Source organism: Paraburkholderia sp. GAS206C, assembly GCF_050435645.1.
GTDB lineage: Bacteria > Pseudomonadota > Gammaproteobacteria > Burkholderiales > Burkholderiaceae > Paraburkholderia > Paraburkholderia phenazinium_B.
In genome coordinates this window covers 724,533-747,001 of the sequence record NZ_JBNDKR010000002.1, presented here as the reverse complement: position 1 = coordinate 747,001, position 22,469 = coordinate 724,533, and the positions used below count along the sequence as shown (strand labels likewise).

General features: G+C 61.3%; 21 protein-coding genes, 1 other RNA gene and 1 pseudogene. 18 read left to right on the top strand and 5 right to left on the bottom strand.

Annotation, left to right across the window (positions count from 1 at the left end; genetic code table 11):
- The first annotated feature begins 191 nt into the window (after window positions 1-191).
- The 4 genes from edd to P3T20_RS07720 all read left to right on the top strand — a co-directional run bounded on the left by edd (window position 192) and on the right by P3T20_RS07720 (window position 4,923).
- Window positions 192-2,075, top strand: a complete 1,884-nt coding sequence (gene edd / locus P3T20_RS07735) for a phosphogluconate dehydratase (RefSeq protein ID WP_429286604.1) — start codon at window positions 192-194, stop codon at window positions 2,073-2,075.
- Between the two features lie 2 nt (window positions 2,076-2,077).
- Window positions 2,078-2,719: a bifunctional 4-hydroxy-2-oxoglutarate aldolase/2-dehydro-3-deoxy-phosphogluconate aldolase gene (gene eda / locus P3T20_RS07730; protein ID WP_429286603.1), complete on the top strand. Its 642-nt coding sequence runs from the start codon at window positions 2,078-2,080 to the stop codon at window positions 2,717-2,719.
- Between the two features lie 328 nt (window positions 2,720-3,047).
- A complete protein-coding gene (locus P3T20_RS07725) occupies window positions 3,048-4,415 on the top strand; it encodes a GntP family permease (RefSeq protein ID WP_429286602.1) in 1,368 nt (455 codons plus the stop codon).
- Window positions 4,416-4,425: 10 nt separating this feature from the next.
- On the top strand, window positions 4,426-4,923 hold the full coding sequence (locus tag P3T20_RS07720) for a gluconokinase (RefSeq protein WP_429286601.1): 498 nt from the start codon (window positions 4,426-4,428) through the stop codon (window positions 4,921-4,923).
- Between the two features lie 101 nt (window positions 4,924-5,024).
- Here the strand turns inward: P3T20_RS07720 and purB are convergent, their stop codons facing one another.
- Window positions 5,025-6,413, bottom strand: a complete 1,389-nt coding sequence (purB, locus tag P3T20_RS07715) for an adenylosuccinate lyase (RefSeq protein ID WP_429286600.1) — start codon at window positions 6,411-6,413, stop codon at window positions 5,025-5,027.
- A gap of 187 nt (window positions 6,414-6,600) precedes the next feature.
- On the opposite strand from purB, the gene P3T20_RS07710 reads away from it, so the two are divergent.
- From P3T20_RS07710 to P3T20_RS07690, 5 genes and pseudogenes are all read left to right on the top strand, one after another.
- Entirely contained in the window at window positions 6,601-7,557 is a 957-nt protein-coding gene (locus P3T20_RS07710; protein WP_429286599.1) for a LysR family transcriptional regulator, read from the top strand.
- A gap of 202 nt (window positions 7,558-7,759) precedes the next feature.
- Complete coding sequence (locus tag P3T20_RS07705) at window positions 7,760-9,064, top strand: Glu/Leu/Phe/Val family dehydrogenase (protein WP_429286598.1); 1,305 nt, start codon at window positions 7,760-7,762, stop codon at window positions 9,062-9,064.
- Window positions 9,065-9,355: 291 nt separating this feature from the next.
- On the top strand, window positions 9,356-10,249 hold the full coding sequence (locus P3T20_RS07700) for a glutamate/aspartate ABC transporter substrate-binding protein (RefSeq protein ID WP_429286597.1): 894 nt from the start codon (window positions 9,356-9,358) through the stop codon (window positions 10,247-10,249).
- A gap of 36 nt (window positions 10,250-10,285) precedes the next feature.
- Window positions 10,286-10,423 (top strand): annotated as a pseudogene (locus P3T20_RS07695) (amino acid ABC transporter permease); the annotation flags it as partial.
- Window positions 10,420-11,145, top strand: coding sequence for an amino acid ABC transporter ATP-binding protein (locus P3T20_RS07690; protein WP_074262456.1), 726 nt, complete (start codon window positions 10,420-10,422; stop codon window positions 11,143-11,145). The pseudogene P3T20_RS07695 and the gene P3T20_RS07690, both read left to right, overlap by 4 nt.
- A gap of 42 nt (window positions 11,146-11,187) precedes the next feature.
- Here P3T20_RS07690 and P3T20_RS07685 read toward each other — a convergent pair whose 3' ends face one another.
- Complete coding sequence (locus P3T20_RS07685) at window positions 11,188-12,123, bottom strand: class II glutamine amidotransferase (RefSeq protein WP_074262455.1); 936 nt, start codon at window positions 12,121-12,123, stop codon at window positions 11,188-11,190.
- 164 nt (window positions 12,124-12,287) lie between these two features.
- On the opposite strand from P3T20_RS07685, the gene pyrC reads away from it, so the two are divergent.
- The 3 genes from pyrC (at window position 12,288) to rnpB (ending at window position 14,775) form a co-directional block, all read left to right on the top strand.
- Window positions 12,288-13,358, top strand: a complete 1,071-nt coding sequence (pyrC, locus tag P3T20_RS07680; protein WP_429286596.1) for a dihydroorotase — start codon at window positions 12,288-12,290, stop codon at window positions 13,356-13,358.
- Window positions 13,359-13,380: 22 nt separating this feature from the next.
- Window positions 13,381-14,238, top strand: a complete 858-nt coding sequence (locus P3T20_RS07675; RefSeq protein WP_429286678.1) for a DUF3025 domain-containing protein — start codon at window positions 13,381-13,383, stop codon at window positions 14,236-14,238.
- Window positions 14,239-14,363: 125 nt separating this feature from the next.
- Window positions 14,364-14,775, top strand: an RNA gene (gene rnpB, locus P3T20_RS07670) — RNase P RNA component class A.
- 81 nt (window positions 14,776-14,856) lie between these two features.
- Here rnpB and P3T20_RS07665 read toward each other — a convergent pair.
- The gene (locus P3T20_RS07665) at window positions 14,857-15,279 is read right to left on the bottom strand and encodes an OsmC family protein (RefSeq protein ID WP_074265838.1); all 423 of its coding nucleotides are present in this window, start codon (window positions 15,277-15,279) and stop codon (window positions 14,857-14,859) included.
- Window positions 15,280-15,881: 602 nt separating this feature from the next.
- Here P3T20_RS07665 and rplM point away from each other — a divergent pair.
- From rplM to erpA, 3 genes are all read left to right on the top strand, one after another.
- Window positions 15,882-16,310, top strand: coding sequence for a 50S ribosomal protein L13 (gene rplM / locus P3T20_RS07660; protein WP_074262452.1), 429 nt, complete (start codon window positions 15,882-15,884; stop codon window positions 16,308-16,310).
- An 11-nt stretch (window positions 16,311-16,321) separates the two neighbouring features.
- Window positions 16,322-16,714, top strand: a complete 393-nt coding sequence (gene rpsI / locus P3T20_RS07655) for a 30S ribosomal protein S9 (protein WP_074262451.1) — start codon at window positions 16,322-16,324, stop codon at window positions 16,712-16,714.
- A gap of 200 nt (window positions 16,715-16,914) precedes the next feature.
- Window positions 16,915-17,280 (top strand): iron-sulfur cluster insertion protein ErpA, encoded by a 366-nt coding sequence (gene erpA, locus P3T20_RS07650; protein WP_074262450.1) that lies wholly within the window; start codon window positions 16,915-16,917, stop codon window positions 17,278-17,280.
- Window positions 17,281-17,365: 85 nt separating this feature from the next.
- Here erpA and P3T20_RS07645 read toward each other — a convergent pair whose 3' ends face one another.
- On the bottom strand, window positions 17,366-18,499 hold the full coding sequence (locus P3T20_RS07645; RefSeq protein WP_429286595.1) for an anhydro-N-acetylmuramic acid kinase: 1,134 nt from the start codon (window positions 18,497-18,499) through the stop codon (window positions 17,366-17,368).
- Between the two features lie 167 nt (window positions 18,500-18,666).
- On the opposite strand from P3T20_RS07645, the gene tyrS reads away from it, so the two are divergent.
- From tyrS to P3T20_RS07630, 3 genes are all read left to right on the top strand, one after another.
- Window positions 18,667-19,914, top strand: coding sequence for a tyrosine--tRNA ligase (tyrS, locus tag P3T20_RS07640; RefSeq protein ID WP_429286677.1), 1,248 nt, complete (start codon window positions 18,667-18,669; stop codon window positions 19,912-19,914).
- A gap of 13 nt (window positions 19,915-19,927) precedes the next feature.
- Window positions 19,928-20,392, top strand: a complete 465-nt coding sequence (gene dtd, locus P3T20_RS07635; RefSeq protein WP_074262448.1) for a D-aminoacyl-tRNA deacylase — start codon at window positions 19,928-19,930, stop codon at window positions 20,390-20,392.
- Window positions 20,393-20,474: 82 nt separating this feature from the next.
- Window positions 20,475-21,146 (top strand): histidine phosphatase family protein, encoded by a 672-nt coding sequence (locus P3T20_RS07630; protein ID WP_074262447.1) that lies wholly within the window; start codon window positions 20,475-20,477, stop codon window positions 21,144-21,146.
- Window positions 21,147-21,313: 167 nt separating this feature from the next.
- Here the strand turns inward: P3T20_RS07630 and ruvB are convergent, their stop codons facing one another.
- A complete protein-coding gene (gene ruvB / locus P3T20_RS07625) occupies window positions 21,314-22,378 on the bottom strand; it encodes a Holliday junction branch migration DNA helicase RuvB (RefSeq protein WP_074262446.1) in 1,065 nt (354 codons plus the stop codon).
- Window positions 22,379-22,469 lie beyond the last annotated feature (91 nt).

The following is a 22,469-nucleotide window of genomic DNA, read 5'->3' as shown; positions in this document are numbered from 1 at the left end:
TTCGAGTTTTTGGTCGAACGGCTTTGTAGTGGGCGTTTCATGGAATTCCGGGCGATGGAAAATGGAAAGATGGCCGCATTGCGATCGTGTAGTTTTTCTACTAAACTCTCGATGTCGGTCTAATCCGACGTCCCCGCGATCCCCACCTGGCCCCGCGCATGTTCGCCCCAGCCAGCGACGAAGGAGCTTCGATGGTTTCCCCGCATTCGCAATTGCTCAAGGTTACGCAACGCGTGATCGAACGCAGCAAGCCTACCCGCGACGCCTACCTGGCCCGCATCGATAAAGCCCAAGGCAAGTTTCCGGCGCGTGGCGCGCTGTCCTGCGCGAATCTCGCGCACGGCTTTGCCGGCCTCGAGGGTAACGACAAGCTCGTGATCAAGCAGATCCGCGAGCCGAATATCGGCATCGTGTCGTCGTACAACGAGATGCTGTCGGCCCACGCGCCCTTCAAGAATTATCCCGATCTGATCAAGCAGGCCGCCCGTGAAAACGGCGGCGTGGCGCAATTCGCGGGCGGTGTGCCGGCCATGTGCGACGGCGTCACGCAGGGCAACGCGGGCATGGAACTGTCGCTGTTCTCGCGTGAAGTGATTGCGATGAGCACGGCGGTCGCGCTCACGCACAACATGTTCGACGCGGCGCTGTGCCTCGGTATCTGCGACAAGATCGTGCCGGGTCTGCTGATTGGTGCGCTGCAGTTTGGCCATATCCCGACCATCTTCGTGCCGGCTGGCCCGATGACGAGTGGTCTGGGCAACGACGACAAGGCGAAGGTGCGCCAGCAGTTCGCGACCGGTCATTGTGACCGCAGCGCGCTGCTCGAAGCGGAAGCCGCTGCGTATCACAGCCACGGCACCTGCACGTTCTACGGCACGGCCAACAGCAACCAGATGCTGATGGAAGTGATGGGCCTGCATCTGCCGGGTTCGGCATTTGTGCATCCGCACACACCGCTGCGCGATGCGCTTACGGCGCAAGCTGCGCGTCGCGTGCTCGACCTGACGGTGGAACGCGGCAATTACACGCCGATCGGTCATGTGGTCGACGAGAAGGCGATCGTCAATGGCATCGTTGCATTGCTGGCGACGGGTGGTTCGACCAATCACACGCTGCACCTCGTGGCCATTGCGCGTGCGGCGGGCATCGTGATCGACTGGGACGACTTCGATCAGTTGTCACAAAACGTGCCGCTACTGGCGAAGATCTATCCGAACGGCAAGGCCGACGTGAATCACTTCCACGCGGCGGGCGGCGTGGCGTTCCTGGTCCGCAATCTGCTGGAAGGGGGCTTGCTGCACGAAGACGTCAACACCGTGGCGGGCAAGGGGCTTCATCACTACACGGAAGAGCCCAAGCTGCTCGACGGAAAGCTGACGTGGGTACCGGGCGTGAGGGAGAGCCAGGAAACGGCTGTGCTGCGCGGCATCAAGGAACCGTTCCAGGCTGACGGCGGTCTGCGGCTGATGCAGGGCAAGCTGGGACGTGGCGTCATCAAGATTTCGGCGGTTGCGGCGCAGCATCGCAAGGTGAAGGCGCCGGCGATCGTGTTCGATTCGCAGGAAGCGGTGCAGGAAGCCTTCGATAAAGGCGAACTGAAGCGCGACTTCGTGGCCGTCGTCCGCTTCCAGGGCGCTCGGGCAAACGGCATGCCCGAGCTGCATCGTTTGACGCCGCTGCTCGGCGTGTTGCAGGATCAGGGTTTCCATGTCGCGCTGGTTACCGATGGACGCATGTCGGGTGCCTCGGGCAAGGTGCCGGCGGTGATCCACGTGTCGCCGGAAGCGTTGCTGGAAGGCCCGATCGGCAAGGTGCGCGATGGCGACATGCTGGTGATCGACGCCGAAGCGGGCGTGCTCGACGTCGAAATCGATGCGGCCGAATGGGCGGCGCGGCCTGAGGCCGTCCCGCAGCATCAGGCGGAAAACGAAGTCGGCTTCGGCCGGGAACTGTTTGGCGTCTTCCGTGCGGCCGCTGCGCCGGCGGAACTGGGCGCTTCGGTATTTGGTCCGATGGTGGGCGAAGTTCACGCAAGCGTTCACCCAAGCCACGAACTGCAGAAACAAGGAGTCTGACTATGACGGCAAAGAAAGTAAGCGACATCGTGCGCCTCGGCCCGGTGATTCCGGTGCTGGCGTTCGACTCGGCGGAACAGGGCGAGAACGTGTCGCGCGCACTGCATGCTGGTGGTGTAAAGGTGCTCGAGATCACGCTGCGTACGGCGGCCGGTCTGGAAGCCATCGAACGCGCGAGCCATCTGGCGGAAGACATCGTCGTCGGCGTCGGCACGATCACGAGGCCGGAGCACTGCGCGCAAGCCAAGAAGGCTGGCGCACAGTTCGGCGTGTCGCCGGGTCTCACGAGGGAGATGCACCAGGCTGCGCAGGATGCCGGCTTGCCGCTGCTGCCGGGCGTGATGACGCCGTCCGACATCATCGTCGCGCTGGAGCTCGGCTATGAGATCGTCAAATTCTTCCCGGCCCAACAGGCCGGTGGCGTGCCGATGCTGCAGGCCTTCCACGGTCCGTTCCCGGCCCTGAAGTTCTGTCCGACCGGCGGGATTACGGCTGAAACCGCCCCCAATTTCCTCGCACTGCCGAACGTTGTGTGCGTGGGCGGCTCCTGGCTCACGCCGAAGGCCGCACTCGCGGCGCAGAACTGGGATGAAGTCACGCGTCTCGCACGTGCGGCAAGCGAACTTGCTGCACCGGCGCGTTGAGTTCGGACTGAGTCGAACCGGATGATGCTGGAGGTGGGACAGCAAGCACCAGCATCCACGTAAGCAGTAGATGGAGCAGAGAGTGACGTCAGAGTCCGGCTGCATCCGAAGAAGCCTCGCCGCTGCAGCCGTTAAGGCCGCGACGGCGAGGCTTCTTTTTAATCCGCGTGCAGAGTTTCCGCGCGCTCATCCACAAACAGACAGTAAAATTGGCGTCCACGTGATTACCGGTGACACTGCGGTTTCACGTCAGGCGTAGAGACAGGCAGCGCGAGAAAGTTTGCACCGCGTTTGCAACTAGAACCAACAATGCAAAAGGAGGAGCTCCATGGGAGCTAGCCATGGCAGCTTGCTGCTGATTTACGCGGTGGTCGCCATCGCCGCGTTGATCCTGCTGATTACGCGCTACAAGGTCTATCCGTTCCTCGTCCTGATCATTGTGTCGCTGCTGCTTGGTCTTGTGGCCGGCATGCCGATGGGCACGATCGTCAAGTCGTTCGAGACCGGCAACGGCAACACGCTCGGGCACATTGCGATCGTGGTTGGACTCGGCACCATGCTCGGCAAGATGATGGCCGAATCCGGCGGGGCGGAACGCATTGCGACGACGTTGATTGACAAGTTCGGCGAAAAGCATATTCACTGGGCGATGATGGTCGTGGCGATCATCGTCGGTTTGCCGGTGTTCTTTGAAGTGGGCTTCGTGCTGCTGATTCCGATTGCGTTCAACGTCGCCAAGCGTACCGGCAAGTCGCTGTTGCTGATCGGTTTGCCGATGATCGCCGGTTTGTCCGTCGTGCACGGGCTGATTCCGCCGCACCCTGCCGCGATGCTCGCTGTGCAGGCGTATCACGCGGACATTGGCAAGACGATCATGTTTGGCCTGATCGTGGGTGTGCCCTGCGCGATAGTCGCGGGGCCGCTGTTCGCGCTGCTGGTCAGCCGCTACATCAAGTTGCCCGAGCATAATCCTCTGGCTGCTCAATTTCTCGGCTCGGCTGGCGACGACAAGGCAACGAAGCGTGAGCTGCCGAGCTTTGGCATCACGTTGTTCACGATTCTGCTGCCGGTGATTCTGATGTTGATCGGCAGTTGGGCGGACCTTGTGTTCGCCCCAAAGACCTTGCCGAATGACTTGCTGCATTTCGTCGGCAACTCGGATGTGGCGTTGCTGATCGCGGTGCTCGTGAGCTTCTGGACGTTCGGCGCGAAACGCGGCTTCAATCGCGAGCAGATCCAGAAGTTCTGCGGAGAGTGCCTGGCGCCGATCGCCGGCATTACACTGATCGTCGGTGCAGGCGGTGGCTTCGGACGTGTGCTGATGGATAGCGGTATTTCGAAGGAAATCGTCAATGCAGCGACTGCGGCGCATCTGTCGCCGCTGGTGTTTGCCTGGTGCGTGGCCGCGCTGATCCGTCTTGCGACGGGATCGGCTACGGTTGCCATGACGACGGCCTGCGGCATCGTCGCACCTATCGCGGCTGCGGGCGGTGTGCAGGTGCGTCCGGAGTTGCTGGTGCTGGCGACGGGTTCGGGCTCGCTGATTTTTTCACACGTCAACGACGGCGGATTCTGGTTGATCAAGGAATACTTTGGAATGACGGTGGGACAGACGTTCAAGACGTGGTCGCTGCTCGAAACCATCATTTCCTTGATGGGTTTGGGGTTGACCTTCGCGCTCGCGACGGTCCTGTAAGGAGTATTGAATGATTCTGATCGGAATGGGCGTCTCGGGCGCCGGCAAGACGCGGATCGGCGAGATGCTGGCGGAGCGTCTGCACTGCAGCTTCACCGATGGCGACGCGTTTCATAGCGCAGCCAACAAGGAGAAGATGCACAAAGGCATCCCGCTGACCGACGAAGACCGTTGGCCCTGGCTGAAGACGATTCGTGCGGCGATCGAAGAGAAGCAACGCGCGGGGGAGACGGCGGTGTTCACATGCTCGTCGCTGAAGCGCTCGTATCGCGACGTTCTGCGTGGAGGTGGTGATAAGGACGTGGTGTTTGTCTATCTGAAGGGCTCATACGAGGTGCTGCACGAGCGTCTGGCGACGCGCACCGGACACTTCTTCGATCCTTCGTTGCTGCAAAGCCAGTTGGATACGCTTGAAGAGCCGGGTGCGGATGAGGCAATTACGGTGAGTATCGAGTTGACGCCGGATGAGATCGTCGACGAAGTATTGGTGCAAATGAAGGCGCGTTGATAGTTCGCGTTTCTTCTACACGTCGCACGAAAAAATGGCGCTCCGAGGAGCGCCATTTTCATCTCTGCGTGCAAGCACGCTAGCGGGTAAAGCTTCGCGGCTTACGCAATCCGCTTGGCCAGCTCAATCGCCTTGCCCACATACGAAGCCGGCGTCATGGCCAGCAAGCGTTCCTTCGCATCCGCAGGAATATTCAACCCGCCAATAAACGTCTGCAGCGCCTCGCGCGTAATACCCTTGCCGCGCGTGAGTTCCTTCAGCTGCTCGTACGGATTCTCGATGCCGAAACGGCGCATCACGGTTTGCACCGGTTCAGCCAGCACTTCCCAGCAGTTATCCAGATCTTCGTTCAGACGCGCGGGGTTCACTTCGAGCTTGTCCAGACCGCGGATCAACGCGTCATATGCCAGCAGCGAGTAGCCAAACGCCACGCCGATATTGCGCAGCACGGTCGAATCGGTCAGATCACGCTGCCAGCGCGAGATAGGCAGCTTGTCTGCCAGATGCCGCAACGTTGCATTCGCCAGCCCGAGGTTGCCTTCCGAGTTTTCGAAGTCGATCGGATTGACCTTGTGCGGCATCGTCGACGAACCGATCTCGCCAGCCTTCAGACGTTGCTTGAAGTAGCCGAGCGAGATATAGCCCCACACGTCGCGGTCAAGATCCAGCAGGATCGTGTTGGCGCGCGAGACGGCGTCGAACAGTTCGGCCATATAGTCGTGCGGTTCGATCTGGATCGTGTACGGATTGAACTTGAGCTTCAGACGCTTCTCGACCACTTCGCGCGAAAACGCTTCCCAGTCGAACTCAGGATAGGCGGACAAATGCGCATTGAAGTTGCCCACCGCGCCGTTCATCTTGCCGAGCAGTTCAACGTTTTCGATACGCTCGATCGCGCGCGAGAGACGCGCCGCAACGTTGGCGATTTCCTTGCCGAGTGTGGTCGGGCTGGCTGGTTGACCGTGCGTGCGCGACAGCAGCGGTTGCGCGGCTTGCGCATGCGCGAGCGCGACGAGACGCGCGTGCACCGAACGCAGCGCCGGCACGATTACGTGCTCACGCGCACCCGCGAGCATCAGGCCGTGCGACGTGTTGTTGATGTCTTCCGAGGTGCAGGCGAAGTGGATGAACTCGCTCGCGCGTTCCAGTTCCGGCTGACCCTTCACCGATTCCTTGAGCCAGTATTCGACGGCCTTCACGTCATGGTTGGTGACGCGCTCGATTTCCTTGATGCGAGCGGCGTCGTGCGCGGTGAAGCGCTCGGCCAGTTGCAGCAGGAATTGCTCGGACGCCGCGGAGAAGCGGGGCACTTCAGCGAAACCGGCCTGCGACAGCGCGATCAGCCAATGGATTTCGACCGTCACGCGATGGCGCATGAACGCGGCTTCCGAAAGCCATTCGCGTAGGGCTTCGGTTTTCGACGCGTAGCGGCCGTCGAGCGGGGAGAGCGCGGTGAGCGCGAACAGGGTATCGGGGCGGGTGTCGGACATGATGGAGGCGTGAGCGCTCGGTGAGCAGATCGGAACGGAGGGAACCCGGAATTTTACCACCGGACGGGCATGCTCCTGATTCGCCGGCCTATTGCCGCTAACACCGGCTATTGCGTCAAACGTCGCGGCGCTGGCATCGCCCCGCTAGAATGCTGACTTCTCCTCCCCTGCCGGCCGCACGCTCCGCATGGAACTGAAATGGCTCGAAGACTTCGTTTCGCTTGCGGAAACCCGCAGCTTTAGCCGCTCTGCGGAGTTGCGGCACGTCACGCAACCCGCGTTTTCACGCCGTATTCAGGCGCTCGAAGCGTGGCTCGGAACGGAACTGATCGATCGTTCGGTTTATCCGACGCGGCTCACGGCCGCGGGCCAGGTGTTCTACGAGCAGGCCTTGGCGATGCTCTCGCAGTTCCACGAAGCACGTACGCTGTTGCGCGGACACACGGCGACGCCTGCTGCGACGATCGAGTTCGCGGTGCCGCATACGCTCTCGCTCACGTATTTTCCGCGCTGGTTGCAACGCATCGAGGCGCAGTTAGGCCCCGTGCATACCCGCCTGCGCGCGCTCAACGTGCACGACGCGGTGCTCTCGCTGGTGGAAGGCGGCTGCGATCTGGTGATGGGCTACCATCATCCGAGCCATCCCGTAGCGCTTGACCCCGCGCGTTACGACATGCTCACGCTTGGCATCGAGCCGATCAGTCCGTTCTCCGCTCCGGGCCGTGCGGGTCGTCCGCGCTACACGTTGCCGGGCACACCTGACGAGCCAGCACCGTATCTGTCGTACACGCCGAACGCGTACCTTGGCCGCATGACGGAGGTGATCATCGCCAATGCGCCGACGCGTCTGTCGCTGGACCGTCTTTACGAAACCGACATGGCCGAGGGACTCAAGGCGATGGCGCTGGCTGGCCACGGCATTGCCTTTTTGCCGCATAGTGCGGTGGAAGATGCAGTTGCCGAGGGCAAGCTGATCCGCCTCGACCGTGCAACGCGCGGCACAGTGGAAGGACAGTTCACATTGACCATGGAGATTCGTCTGTATCGCGACAAGCTCGCGGTGCAGGGCGACGATGCGCGTCACGTGCTGGCGCGCAAGCTTTGGGACACGGTCACCGGCGAACTCGCTCAGGACGCGGTGTAAGCTCGCCGCAAGCCCATTATGTGCGCTATATGCGGAGAGACGGTCGTCATTGCGACGGCGTATTGTTACGCTCTGCGCGACAGGTTTTTGCGGAATTTCAACGTTATGCACGAAAGACATAACGGGATGACCAAACGGCATTGGATTTCAAATTGGCGTTTTTCGACAATGTCGTCATTCGGTCAAAACGCTTGGAGCGTTCATGTCATCCCAACCGCAGTCCGCATCGTCGTTGCAATCCGTCCCGTCCTATCTGAATAGCGATAACCTCGGCCCCTGGGGCAACTATCTTCGCCAGGTCGACCGCGTCGCACCGTATCTCGGCTCGCTGTCGCGCTGGCTCGAAACCCTCAAGCGTCCGAAGCGCATTCTTATCGTCGATGTACCTATCGAACTCGATAACGGCACCGTGGCTCACTTCGAAGGCTATCGCGTGCAGCACAACGTGTCGCGCGGTCCGGGTAAGGGTGGTGTGCGTTATCACCAGGACGTGACGCTGTCGGAAGTGATGGCACTGTCCGCGTGGATGTCGGTCAAGAACGCAGCTGTGAACGTGCCGTACGGCGGCGCCAAGGGTGGTATCCGTGTCGATCCACGCACGCTCTCGCGTGGTGAGCTCGAGCGCGTCACGCGCCGCTATACCAGCGAAATCGGCATCATCATCGGACCGAATACCGACATCCCCGCGCCGGACGTGAACACGAACGAGCAGATCATGGCGTGGATGATGGACACGTACTCCATGAACCAGGGCCAAACGGCCACCGGCGTCGTGACCGGCAAGCCGATCGCGCTCGGCGGTTCGCTGGGCCGGCGTGAAGCAACGGGTCGCGGTGTGTTCGTGGTCGCTGCGGAAGCGGCACGCCGTATCGGTGTCGACATTGAAGGCGCACGCATCGCCGTGCAGGGCTTCGGTAATGTGGGCGGCATCGCCGCACGCCTGTTCCAGGAAGCCGGCGCGAAGGTCGTGGCGGTGCAGGATCACACGGGCACGATCTTCAAATCGACGGGTATCGACGCCGTGGCGCTGTTTGCGTACGTGGCGAAGAATGGCGGCGTGGGTGGCTTCCCTGAAGCGGACACGATCGCGAACGAAGATTTCTGGACCGTTGAGTCGGACATCCTGATCCCGGCCGCTTTGGAAAACCAGATCACCGAGAAGAACGCCGGCAAGATCAAGACGAAGATCGTCGTGGAAGGTGCAAACGGCCCGACCACCACCGCGGCGGACGACATCCTGCACGACAAGGGCATCCTCGTGATCCCGGACGTGGTGGCGAATGCCGGCGGCGTGACCGTGTCGTACTTCGAATGGGTGCAGGATTTCTCGAGCTTCTTCTGGACCGAAGACGAGATCAACCAGCGCCTCGAGCGCGTGATGCGCGAAGCGTTTGCCGCGGTGTGGCAAGTGTCGAGCGAGCAGAAGGTTTCGGTGCGTACGGCAGCGTTTATTGTCGCCTGTAAGCGCATCCTCGAAGCACGCGAACTGCGTGGCCTGTATCCCTGATCGGACAGTATCCCTTTCCCCTGTCACGCGGCCGATGCACACGGCCGCGGGTCTTCTCGACGGGCGGCATCGTAACGATGCCGTCCGTTTTTTTTTCGTTGATGCATTGCACTGGCGCATGCAACCGGGTACGCCCGAAGGGCCTGGCAAGGTACCCTGTAATGCCTTGTGCTACAGGAATAGTGTCAATTCAATTACAGTTGAACAGATACGGTTCTTTGCCGGGCTTTGCAGGGGACCGGAGTAAGCTAGGCGCGAAAAGCGCTAGCTCTGGTCGAGAGGAGATCACCTATGAAGGTCAGGAAGGCTGCGCTGCTGGTCGCGACACTCGGACTGTTCGCAGGGGGCGCGCACGCTCAGGAGGCCGGTACATTAAAGAAGATCAAGGATACGGGCGTCATTTCTCTCGGGTACCGCGAATCGTCGATTCCGTTTTCGTACTACGACGAACAGCAGAACGTCATTGGTTACTCGCACGAATTCATGATGAAGATCGTGGACGCGGTCAAGCAGAAACTCAAGACACCTGACCTGAAGACCCGGCTGACTCCGGTCACGCCGCAAAACCGTATCCCGCTGGTGCAGAACGGCACCGTCGATCTCGAATGCGGCTCGACCACCAACAACGTGGAACGCGAGCAGCAGGTCACGTTTTCAAACACCATCTTCGTGATCGGAACCCGCCTGATGACCCGCAAGGATTCGGGCATCAAGGACTGGCTGGACCTCAAGGGCAAGACGGTTGTGACGACGGCTGGCACCACCTCCGAACGGCTCTTGCGCAGGATGAACCAGGACAAGGGCATGGGCATGAATATCATCAGCGCGAAGGATCACGAGGAGGCGTTTCAGGCGCTCGCCAGCGGCCGTGCTTCCGCGTTCATGATGGACGACGCGCTGCTCGCCGGTGAGCGCGCGAAGTCGGGCCATCCAACTGAATTCGTGATCCTCGGCGCGCCGCAGTCGGAAGAAGCGTACGGCTGCATGATGCGCAAGAACGACCCCGACTTCAAGAAAGTGGTGGACGGAGCAATTGCGAAGATAGAGACCTCGGGCGAGGCGGACCAGATCTACCAGAAGTGGTTCGAATCGCCGATTCCACCCAAAGGCCTGAACCTGAACTTCCCCGAAAGCGACGCCATCAGGGCGCTTTTCAAAAGTCCGAACGACAAGCCTATCGACTAGCCGGGCATCCGTGCCGGGATGGCATCCCCCAGCCTTTTCCTTACGAACGCGAATATTGGCGACCGTGACGGCATGAATGTCGAAATGGTACTGTTCCCGGGTGCGCGTTATTCTGCGGTCCGTGGGACCGCGTCGAGCCTCGTCAAAGGTCTACAGAAAAAGGTTGCGAGATGATTTCTATCAAAGACGTTTCGAAGTGGTACGGTCAGTTCCAGGTACTGACCAACTGCTCGACGGAAGTCAAAAAGGGTGAAGTGGTGGTGGTGTGCGGCCCGTCGGGCTCGGGCAAATCGACGCTGATCAAGACGGTCAACGGCCTCGAACCGTTCCAGAAAGGCGAGATCACCATTGACGGTCAATCGGTCGGCGACAAGAAGACCAATCTGTCGAAGCTGCGCGCGAAAGTCGGCATGGTGTTCCAGCATTTCGAACTGTTCCCGCATCTCTCGATCACAGAAAATCTGACGCTCGCGCAGATCAAGGTGCTGGGCCGCTCGAAAGACGAAGCGGCCGCGAAGGCGTTGAAGCTGCTGGAGCGTGTCGGACTGCGCGCGCATGCGGACAAGTTTCCGGGGCAATTGTCGGGCGGTCAGCAGCAGCGTGTGGCGATTGCCCGCGCGCTCTCAATGGACCCGATCGCGATGCTGTTCGACGAACCCACCTCGGCGCTCGACCCCGAGATGATCAACGAAGTGCTCGACGTGATGGTCGAGCTTGCGCAGGAAGGCATGACGATGATGTGCGTCACGCACGAAATGGGCTTCGCCAAGAAGGTCGCGCACCGCGTGATCTTCATGGACAAGGGCTTGATCGTCGAAGACGATCGTAAGGAGGACTTCTTTGCCAATCCGAAGTCGGATCGGGCGAAGGATTTTCTGGCGAAGATCCTGCACTGATGCGCTGAGCGCGAGCGCCGGTTAAACGGCTGCTCGTTTGGTTCAGGACTCGAACGCTGCGGCGTCGTCTGCGGCTTCGACGTCGAGCGTAACGGATTCGAGCGATGGCGTGGGATGGATGGACGCAGTCGCCATCGCTGCCGAAGCCGACGCATCCAGCGCCGGATTGCGCAGCTTCTCGAGCACACACGGCGGTACCGGCACATTCACGCGGCCCACGACTTCGCCGTGCTGGAACATCAGCAGATCGCCGGGCTTGAACGCGGTCCACACTTCGTTGTCGGTCAGCGGCGCGGTGGCGATGACCGCGACGCGGTCTTCCGGCGTGGTGTACTTGGCGAAATCAATCGACACGTCCGCGTCGACGAGATGCGCGGTTGAGAACGGCCAGCGGCGCACGATGTAGTGCAGGTTAGTCGAGCAATGCGCGAACAAAGCCTGTCCGTTGGACATCAAAAAGTTAAATACCCCGAACTGTGTAATCTCGCGCGTAAGCGTGCCGAGCGCTTCAAACAGTTCGTTGAGCGGAGGCTGGGTGCTCGGGAAAGCCTTACGCAATCCTTGCAGCAACGCGCAGAAGGCGAGTTCGCTGTCGGTGGTGCCGACCGGCTGGTAGACGCCGGTCAGAAACGGCGAATAATTATTCAGGTCGCCGTTGTGCGCGAAGATCCAGTGACGGCCCCACAGTTCGCGCATGAACGGGTGGCAGTTCTCCAGCTGGATATGGCCTTGCGTCGCTTTGCGAATATGCGCGATGGTGTTCTTCGATTTGATCGGGTAGCGCTTGACCATCTCGGCGATCGGCGAGGTGGCCGACGATTGATGGTCGATGAAGAGCCGGCAAGCCTTGTCTTCGAAGAAGGCGATGCCCCAGCCGTCCGCGTGATGATCCGTGACGCCGCCGCGCGCGGCAAAGCCGGTGAACGAGAACGTAACGTCCGTCGGCGCGGCGCAGTTCATTCCGAGGAGTTGGCACATAGTACTGAAGCGGAGCGTCTTAACGGGGTGAACCGTTACAATGATGATTTCCAAGCATATCACCGAGCCAGGCGCGTCAAATAGCTAAATTGATCTATGTATAGGCCGTAACTTGCGGTTTGTTCACGTCAATCCTGTTGCGCCGGGCAGGTCAACTTCACGCCATGACTGCCTCCTCAGCCTCTTCTGCTTCCCCCGATTCCCTGACGCTCGCCCGTCCCGACGACTGGCATCTGCATGTGCGCGACGGCGCGATGCTGGCAGCGGTCCTGCCGCACACCGCACGCCAGTTCGGCCGCGCGATCATCATGCCGAACCTGAAGCCGCCCGTGACGACCACGGCGATGGCGCAGGCCTATCGCGAGCGTATCGTCGCGGCGATTCCGGCCGGCGTGAAGTTCGAGCCGCTAATGACGCTGTACCTCACCGACAACACCCCGCCCGACGAGATCCGCCGCGCGCGTGAAAGCGGCTTCGTGCATGGTGTGAAGCTGTATCCGGCGGGTGCTACAACGAATTCGGATGCGGGCGTGACCGACATCATGAAGTGCGCGAAGACGCTCGAAGTCATGCAGGAAACCGGCATGCCGCTGCTGGTGCATGGCGAAGTGACGGATTCGTCGATTGATCTGTTTGACCGCGAGAAGGTGTTTATCGATCGCGTGATGACGCCGCTGCGCCGTGCGTTTCCGGCGCTGAAGGTGGTGTTCGAGCACATCACGACGAAAGACGCAGTGGACTACATCCGCGAGGCTGGCGTGGCGCCGGGGTTGCTGGGTGCGACGATTACCGCGCATCATCTGCTGTACAACCGCAACGCGATCTTCCAGGGCGGTATTCGTCCGCATTACTACTGTCTGCCGGTGCTCAAGCGCGAGACGCATCGCGTGGCGCTGGTTGAGGCGGCGACGTCGGGTAATCCGCGCTTTTTCCTCGGCACGGATAGCGCGCCGCATCCGAAGGGGCTGAAGGAACATGCGTGCGGCTGTGCTGGATGCTATACGGCGCTGCATGCGCTTGAGCTGTATGCCGAAGCGTTCGATCAGGTTGGCGCGCTTGATAAGCTGGAAGGATTTGCGAGCTTTTTCGGCGCGGATTTCTACGGTTTGCCGCGGGCCGGCGAACAGGTCACGCTGCGCCGCGAGCAATGGACGCTGCCGGCCGAGGTGGCAGTGGGCGATACGCCGGTGGTGCCGTTGCGTGGTGGGGAGCCGATTGGTTGGCGGTTGATTTAAGGTTGGGGTGGGGACGGTGGTGATCTCACCCGCACCCACGCGCTCTGGCGCCAGTGCGGCTACTCAGGCCCGCAAGCCTGGCTTCGCCGATATCGACTGGTCGCTGCCGTGGTTCGCTCAGTTTGCCGGGCGTGGCGTGCGCTGGCAGCAGGCAGCGTTGATGAGCTACGCCGCGCTGCTCGCGGAAATGAATGCCGATGCGCAGCAGTCCGGCCAGACCACGGGCCGCGGTCAACGGCTCGCGTTCATCGCCCAGGACGACCTACCACCGGGCGCAGCTTACGAGGCGCATATCGCTTCGACCGGCTGTGTGCCGACTCGCCATAACCTGCACGATTTTTTCAACGCCTCGGTCTGGTTTGCGTTTCCACGGATCAAAGCGGCGCTGAACACGCGGCAATCTACCGCGATAGATCGGCTGGGCGTCGGCCCGACGCGCGGCGGCGTGCGGGACGCGCTGACCTTGTTCGATGAGAACGCACTGTTGTTCGCATGCGCCGACCCGGCGCTGAGCAGCGCACTGCGCGGCTTCGACTGGTCGACGCTATTGGTCGCCAACCGCACAGCGTGGAGCACGCGCTGCGAGGTGCGTTGCTTTGGTCACGCGCTGCTGGAGAAACTGATCGCGCCATATAAGGCGTGTACCGGCCACACATGGATTGTCGACGTCCCGGCCGAGTATTTCTCCTGGCCGAGGGCGTCGCGCGATGTGTGGCTCGACGAGGCGATTAGCACTGCTCTGTTGTCCACCGAGGAACTGACGAGCCGTCTGTTCGCGCCGCTTCCGGTGCTGGGTATCCCCGGCTGGTGGCCCGAAAACGAAGCGCCATCTTTCTATGACGATCCCGCTGTGTTTCGCGCGGGGCGTCGGGTCCGGTAACCCAAAAAACCGCACGATCATCGATCCAGGCCGCGCTCAATCGGCTTCCTGCATGTCGAGATCGCCGCACGTCTCCTTCATCCGCTCAAAGCCGTCGCCACCACTAATGTTAAAATCCCGCCAGCAAAGCAGGCTAGGCAGTCGCGGCCTCTGCGGCTTCGGCCAACGAGGGCGAGGAAAGTCCGGACTCCATAGGGCAGGGTGATGGCTAACGGCCATCCGTGGCAACACGCGGAACAGGGCAACAGAAAGCAAACCGCCGATGGCCCGGCGCAAGCCGGGATCAGGTAAGGGTGAAACGGTGCGGTAAGAGCGCACCGCGGCTGCTGCGAGGCAGACCGGCACGGTAACCTCCACCCGGAGCAATTCCAAGTAGGCAGGCTAGCATCTTCGAGATGCAGGATGGGGCCCCCGTCACGTCTGCGGGTAGGAAGCTTGAGCGCGCCAGTAATGGCGCGTCTAGAGGAATGACTGCCACGCGCGCGGCGCTTCGGCGCGGCGTGTGCACAGAATCCGGCTTATCGGCCTGCTTTGCCGCTGATTAGAAAAATGCCGGTATCCGTGAGGATGCCGGCATTTCCTTTTGGTGCTGTTCGGTGCTTTGCGTTGCCGCCTGATTCAGCCCGCGACGATATCGAACGAGTGCGTCAGTTCGGCCGTCTTGGCGATCATGATCGACGCTGAGCAGTACTTGTCGTGCGACAGGTTGATCGCCCGTTCGACGGTGGCCGGATTCAGGTTCTTGCCGGTCACGGTGAAGTGAAAGTGAACCTTGGTGAACACCTTCGGATCTTCGCTGGCTCGCTCGGCTTTCAAGGTCACCGAGCATCCGGCGATTTCCTGGCGGCTTTTCTTCAGGATCATCACCACGTCGTACGCGGTGCAACCGCCGGTGCCGAGCAGCACCATTTCCATGGGCCGCGGGGCCAGATTACGGCCGCCACCTTCGGGCGCGCCGTCCATGGCGACGAGGTGGCCGCTACCCGTTTCGGCGGCGAACGCCATGCCGTCCTGCCCCATCCAGCTTACTTTGCATTCCATCCCTGTACCCCAGCTCGCATAACTTGTATTCGAAATGCCATTGTAGCCCGAGGCTTGCGCGTTCGCCCGAGGGCACTCGGGCACGCCTTTATGCTCGTTGGCACCTTGTGTGCTGCGGTGCGGCATGGTTTGGCGGTCGGGGATTGCCCTGATCCGGTTAGGGGTTTTACTCTACTTTTTCACACCGGAAACCGCGCCAGATTGAGGCTATATATTTGATCTTAAAGAAGATTGCAGGCTAGCTGAGGGGCCATGGCGACAACCACATTATGAAATCGCATTTCGCAATGCAAATATTCTTGCGTCGCACAAGGTCGGCTCATATAATCGTTTTCATTGGTTGCCGCAGTCAGACAACCTCCGCATGTCTCCTCCACCCTCCTCCTTTGGTGGATTAAACCCGAACCGCTCGTTCGGGTTTTTTTTCGCCTGCTCGCCGGTCGCCTCAAATTTTGACGTGGGGCCGGAATTTCCTTTATAATCCAAGGCTTTTCCGCATTCGTGCCCGCGGAGGAAGAACAGGGAGAGCCTGCACGCGCCTCGATGCGCACATTACAAGCAGGAAAAAAACACTGGGCGCAGCAATTATTTTTGGATCGATCATGAAGACATTTTCCGCAAAAGCCCATGAGGTTACGCGCGAATGGTACGTGATTGACGCGACGGATAAGGTTCTCGGGCGTGTCGCCAGCGAAGTGGCACACCGTCTTCGCGGCAAACACAAGCCAGAATTCACTCCGCACGTCGACACCGGTGATTTCATCATCGTTATCAACGCCGGCAAGCTCCGTGTGACGGGCAACAAGTCCACGGACAAGAAGTACTACCGTCACTCGGGTTACCCGGGCGGTATTTATGAAACGACGTTCGGCAAGATGCAGGAACGCTTCCCGGGCCGTGCGCTCGAGAAAGCGGTCAAAGGCATGCTGCCGAAGGGCCCGCTCGGCTACGCGATGATCAAGAAGCTGAAGGTCTACGCTGAAGCAACGCATCCGCATTCGGCACAACAGCCGAAAGCGCTCGAGATCTAAGGGGAGCCCACATGATCGGTAACTGGAATTACGGCACGGGCCGCCGCAAGAGCGCCACTGCACGTGTGTTCATCAAGGCAGGCAAGGGCGACATCGTTGTCAACGGCAAGCCCATCGCTGAGTACTTCTCGCGCGAAACGTCGCTGATGATCGTGCGTCAGCCGCTGGAACTCACGAACCACGCTGTCACGTTCGACATCAAGGTCAACGTGTCGGGTGGCGGCGAAACGGGTCAAGCCGGTGCGGTTCGCCACGGCATCACCCGCGCGCTGATGGACTATGACGCAACGCTGAAGCCGGAACTGTCGAAGGCTGGCTTCGTTACGCGTGACGCTCGTGAAGTCGAACGTAAGAAGGTCGGCTTCCACAAGGCACGTCGCAGGAAGCAATTCTCGAAGCGTTAATCGCTTCGGTGTGCTCTGGCCTTCGGGCCGGGTCACTGCAAAAGCCGCCGGCGCGTTTGCGTTGGCGGCTTTTTTCGTATTTGGGCGTCATGCGGGGGCGATCGCTGCGCCTCGGAGAGAACCCATTGATTTTGTGGGCTTCGGCACGATATTGAGATCAGCCCTACAATAGCGGTTAGAAGCTTTTTTGGAGAGTTCGAATGAACGCAGTCACCGACACCCCTGTGACCGAGATGCCTAGCCCCTTCGTTTTTACCGACGCAGCGGCTGACAAGGTCAAGCAGCTGATCGACGAAGAAGGCAACCCGGAGCTGAAACTGCGCGTATTCGTGCAGGGTGGCGGCTGCTCGGGCTTCCAGTATGGTTTTACGTTCGACGAAGCCGTCAACGAAGACGACACCGTGATGAACAAGAGCGGCGTCCAGTTGCTGATCGACTCGATGAGCTACCAGTATCTGGTTGGCGCTGAGATCGACTACAAGGACGATATCAACGGCGCCCAGTTCGTGATCAAGAACCCGAACGCCACGACCACCTGCGGTTGCGGTTCGTCGTTCTCGGTCTAAACGATCGAGAATTGCACTCGCGGTACACGGAAACGGGGCTTTTAAGCCCCGTTTTCATTTGCGTGTCCGCTGTCCGGTAGAGCCCTCAGCGCGGATAAATCGCGCCCAGTACCCGCTCGCCCGCAGCGCCCGTGACGGCCGCCAGGTTGCCCGGCTCGCGGGCCACGCAGCGCATCGCCAGCCACGCGAACGCCAGTGGTTCGACCTGGTGGGGCGGCACGCCGAGCGCCTCGGTGGTCAGAACAGGCACGCCACTCACGCCGGTTTCCTCCAGTGCGCCTTGAATCGCCTTCATCAAGACCGGGTTGCGTGCGCCTCCCCCGCAGACGTAGACCGCGCGGACATCGGACGCATGCCGCTCGATCTCCCGCGCCACCGTAATAGCCGTCAGCGCAACGAGTGTGGCCTGCACGTCGGCGGGTGCGACGCCTGCGAAGCCCTGCAGTTTGGCGTCAAGCCACGCGGGGTTGAACAGATCGCGGCCGGTGCTTTTGGGCGGCTTTTGCTCGAAGAACGGTTCGTCGAGCAGCGCATGCAGTAACGGCCGGTGTACCTGTCCGCTTGCTGCAAAATGCCCGTTTTCGTCGTAAGGCTTGCCCAGGTGCCGTTGCGCCCACTCGTCGAGCAGCGCATTCGCCGGCCCGCAGTCGAAACCGCGCACACTGCCGGCTGCGTTGAGAATCGTGATGTTGCTGATTCCGCCCAGGTTGCAGACCACGCGCGTTTCGCCCGGCGCCCCGAACACGGTTGCGTGAAAGGCCGGCACCAAGGGTGCGCCTTGACCGCCTGCGGCGACATCGCGGCTGCGAAAGTCAGCGATAACGTCGATGCGGGCCATTTCCGCCAGCAATGCCGGATTGTTGATCTGGCGTGTATAGCCCTTTTCGGGACGATGCCGCACGGTCTGACCGTGTACGCCGATCGCCCGCACGTCCGCGGCAGACAGATTGCCCGCGCGCAGCAATTCATGGCAGCAGACCGTGTACCGTGTGGCGAGCGCATTGGCCGCCAGCGCCTCGCGTTCGATCTCGTTCTCTCCCGGGTGCTGCAGACCGAACAGTGCCTCACGCAGGCTCTCCGCGAAGCCGACAAACGCCTCTGCAAGCACGACCGGCGGCTTGCCTTTGGCGAATTCGACGGCGATGCCATCCACGCCGTCCATGCTGGTACCCGACATCAGTCCGAGATAGACGCCGTCCGCCGTACTCTCTTGCGCCACGTTGCTGCTCCTGTCAGTTGTTCATTGCGAACCGTCTTCGCAGATTAGCAGCGCTCGCGCCGGTGAGGTAGTCCTGGTGACGGCGGTGGAGCCGGATGACCGCTTCCCGGCCGCGCGGCGGCGCGCATCTATGGGACAATCTCCCTTTTGCGACCTCCCGTTCCAGCATGAGCACCGAGTCCACCTCCAAGCCCACTCCCGCCTTCCCGATCACCGACGAAGTCCGCCACGCGCTAGCCGTTACCAAGCGCGGCGTCGATGAGTTGCTGATCGAGGAAGAATTCGCACAGAAGCTCGCGAAGAGCGCGGCCACCGGCACGCCGCTGCGCATCAAGCTCGGTCTTGACCCGACGGCGCCCGATATCCACATCGGCCATACTGTCGTGCTGAACAAGATGCGCCAGCTGCAGGATCTCGGGCATACGGTGATCTTCCTGATCGGCGATTTCACCTCGCTGATCGGCGACCCGTCGGGCCGCAACGCCACGCGTCCACCGCTCACGCGCGAGCAGATCGAGTCCAATGCCAGGACCTACTTCGAGCAGGCTGCGCTGGTGCTGGATCGCGAGAAGACCGAAATTCGCTACAACAGCGAATGGTCGATGCCGCTCGGCGCCGATGGCATGATCAAGCTGGCGTCGCGCTACACGGTCGCGCGCATTCTCGAGCGCGAAGACTTCACCAAGCGATATCAGGGCGGCCAGCCGATCTCGATTCACGAATTCCTCTATCCGTTGATGCAGGGTTACGACTCGGTCGCGCTCAATGCCGACCTCGAACTCGGTGGCACCGACCAGAAATTCAACCTGCTGGTGGGTCGCGAGCTGCAGAAGCAGTACGGCCAGGAACAGCAGTGCATCCTGACCATGCCGCTGCTCGAAGGCCTTGATGGCGTCGAGAAGATGTCGAAGTCGAAGCACAACTACATCGGCATCAGCGAAAAGCCGACCGATATGTTCGGCAAGCTGATGAGCATTTCGGACGACCTGATGTGGCGTTACTTCGAACTGCTGTCGTTCCGCCCGATGGACGAGATCGCCGGCTTCAGGAAGGAAATCGAAGGCGGCCGCAACCCACGTGACTTCAAGGTGATGCTCGGGCAAGAGATCGTTGCGCGTTTCCATTCGCAGGCTGACGCTGAGCGCGCGCTCGAAGACTTCAATCATCGCGCGAAGGGCGGTGTGCCTGACGATATTCCGGCCGTCACGCTAACGGGTGCGCCGCTTGCGATTGGCCAACTGCTGAAGCAGGCAAACCTGGTGCCGTCGACGAGCGAGGCGCTGCGCAACATCGAGCAGGGCGGCGTGAAGATCGATGGCACGACGGTGTCGGACAAGGGCCTGAAGGTCGAAGCGGGCGAGTATGTCGTGCAGGTTGGCAAGCGTCGTTTTGCGCGCGTCACGCTAACGGCGTGATGGAGCACCGCTCATGATCGGGCTGATTCAGCGGGTCCGGCGCGCGGAAGTGCGGGTCGGCGAACGTGTCACGGGCGCCATCGAAGCGGGCCTGCTGGCGCTGGTATGCGCCGAGCGCGGCGACACCGAAGCCGCAGCCGACCGCTTGCTCGCCAAGATGCTCGGCTATCGCGTGTTTAGCGATGCGGCCGGCAAAATGAATCTCTCCGTGCAGAATATCGACGGCGCCGGCCGCGCTGGCGGCCTGCTGCTGGTGTCGCAATTCACTCTGGCAGCGGACACGAACAGCGGCCTGCGTCCGAGCTTCACGCCGGCCGCGCCGCCTGACGAGGGCAAACGTCTGTTCGACTACTTCGTGGCAGCGGCACGCGCGAAGCATCCGATTGTCGGGACTGGCGAATTCGGCGCGGAGATGCAGGTTTCGCTCGTCAACGACGGGCCGGTGACGTTCTGGCTGCAGACGCACGCCTCAACGTGACCTAACCCTTCGCACGGCTCGGAGCCGGTTTTGCGACAATAGCGTCTTGGCACAACCGGCTAGCGACGCCCACTCCCATCTCATGTCCACACAGATTCTTTTCATCCGGCACGGCGAGACCGAATGGAACCGCGCCAAGCGGATTCAGGGGTTCATTGATATTCCGCTGGCGACGAGCGGTCTCGAGCAGGCCGAGCGTCTTGCGCACCGCCTCGCAGACGAAGCGCAGCAAGGCGCCCGGCTGGATGCGATCTATTCGAGCGACCTGCAGCGCGCGCAGCAGACCGCGCAGCCTATCGCGCATGTCCTCGGCTTGCCGCTGCAACTGCGCGAAGGTTTGCGCGAGCGTTCTTACGGCGCGTTCCAGGGCTATGACCGCGACGAAATCGCCGAACGCTATCCGGATGAATACGAGCGCTGGCAAAGTCGCGACGCGGGCTTTGCGCCGCCGGAGGGCGAATCGATGCGGACGTTCTACCATCGCGTCATGGATGCGATTGCGCCGATCGTCGCCGCGCATCCCGGCGGCCGTGTTGCGTGCGTGGCGCACGGCGGCGTGCTGGATTGCGTCTACCGGTTCGCGCGTGACCTGTCGCTGGAAGTGCCGCGTGACTATGCGTTGCTCAATACGAGCGTCAATGTGGTGGACTTCGACGGTGGCAAGGCAACGGTGAAGTCGTGGGCTGACGTGTCACATCTGGACGCGCCGAGCGAGGACGACACGTTGCGCAAGATTGTTACGCCGGGGCTTTGATGGAGACTGCGCGGAAGCGGGAGTGAGGACGTTAAGCGTTCAGCGGCATGTTTGGAAACCGCGTACGACGGTGTCCTTTCCTGCAATGACCAGCCTCACTGGTTAGGCCTTAGGTGTTGACCTGGCCGCATGTCCTCGTCGGACCCTCCGACCATACGTTCGCTCTTTCAGGGTGCGCCCGAATCCCACAGATCCCGCACCGGGCTGGAAGAATCCGGCGCGGCGAGACCGAAGTGACGATACGTCAGCAGCGTAGCGACGCGGCCGCGCGGCGTACGCTGCAAAAAGCCCTGCTGGATCAGATACGGCTCCAGCACGTCTTCAATTGTGTCGCGTTCTTCGCCGATTGCCGCAGCCAGATTGTCGACGCCCACCGGGCCGCCATCGAACTTGTGCAGAATCGCCTCGAGCAGTTTGCGGTCCATCAGATCGAAGCCGACCGGGTCCACATCCAGCATCTTGAGCGCGGCGTCGGCCACGCTGGCAGTGATGTTGCCGTCCGCCTTGACCTCGGCAAAGTCGCGCACGCGGCGTAGCAGACGGTTGGCGATACGCGGTGTGCCTCGGGCGCGTTTCGCGATCTCGAACGCGCCGTCCGGATGAATCTGCGCCTGCAGTAGCGACGCCGAGCGCGTGACGATGCGCGCCAGTTCCTCGGCGTTGTAAAACTCGAGCCGCGAGACGATGCCGAAGCGGTCCCGCAACGGATTGGTCAGCATGCCGGCGCGTGTGGTGGCGCCAACCAGCGTGAAGGGCTGCAGATCGAGCTTCACGCTGCGAGCGGCCGGGCCTTCGCCGATCATGATGTCGATCTGATAATCCTCGAGTGCCGGGTACAGGATTTCCTCGACGACAGGCGAGAGCCGGTGGATTTCGTCGATGAACAGGACGTCGTTCTTTTCGAGGTTGGTAAGCAGCGCAGCGAGGTCACCCGCGCGCTCGAGCACTGGCCCGGATGTTTGCCGCAGATTGACACCCATTTCCCGCGCAATGATGTGCGCGAGCGTGGTTTTGCCCAGACCCGGCGGCCCGAACAGCAGCACGTGGTCGAGCGATTCGGAGCGGCGGCGGGCGGCCTCGATGAAGATTTCGAGCTGGCCGCGCACCTTTTCCTGCCCGACGTACTCGTCTAGCTGACGCGGACGCAACGCCCGCTCGAACGCTTCTTCGTTCGGCGATACGGGCGTGGCGGCGATGATGCGCTCGGCGGCGAGTTTGTCGGTTTCGATCATGTTTGCATTGTACCGCGTGGTGCTCGCCGCCGAAGCTGGCCGAATGGCCAGGGTGCGCTTTGGGCAGTGACGTGCGAAGCTTTAACCCGTC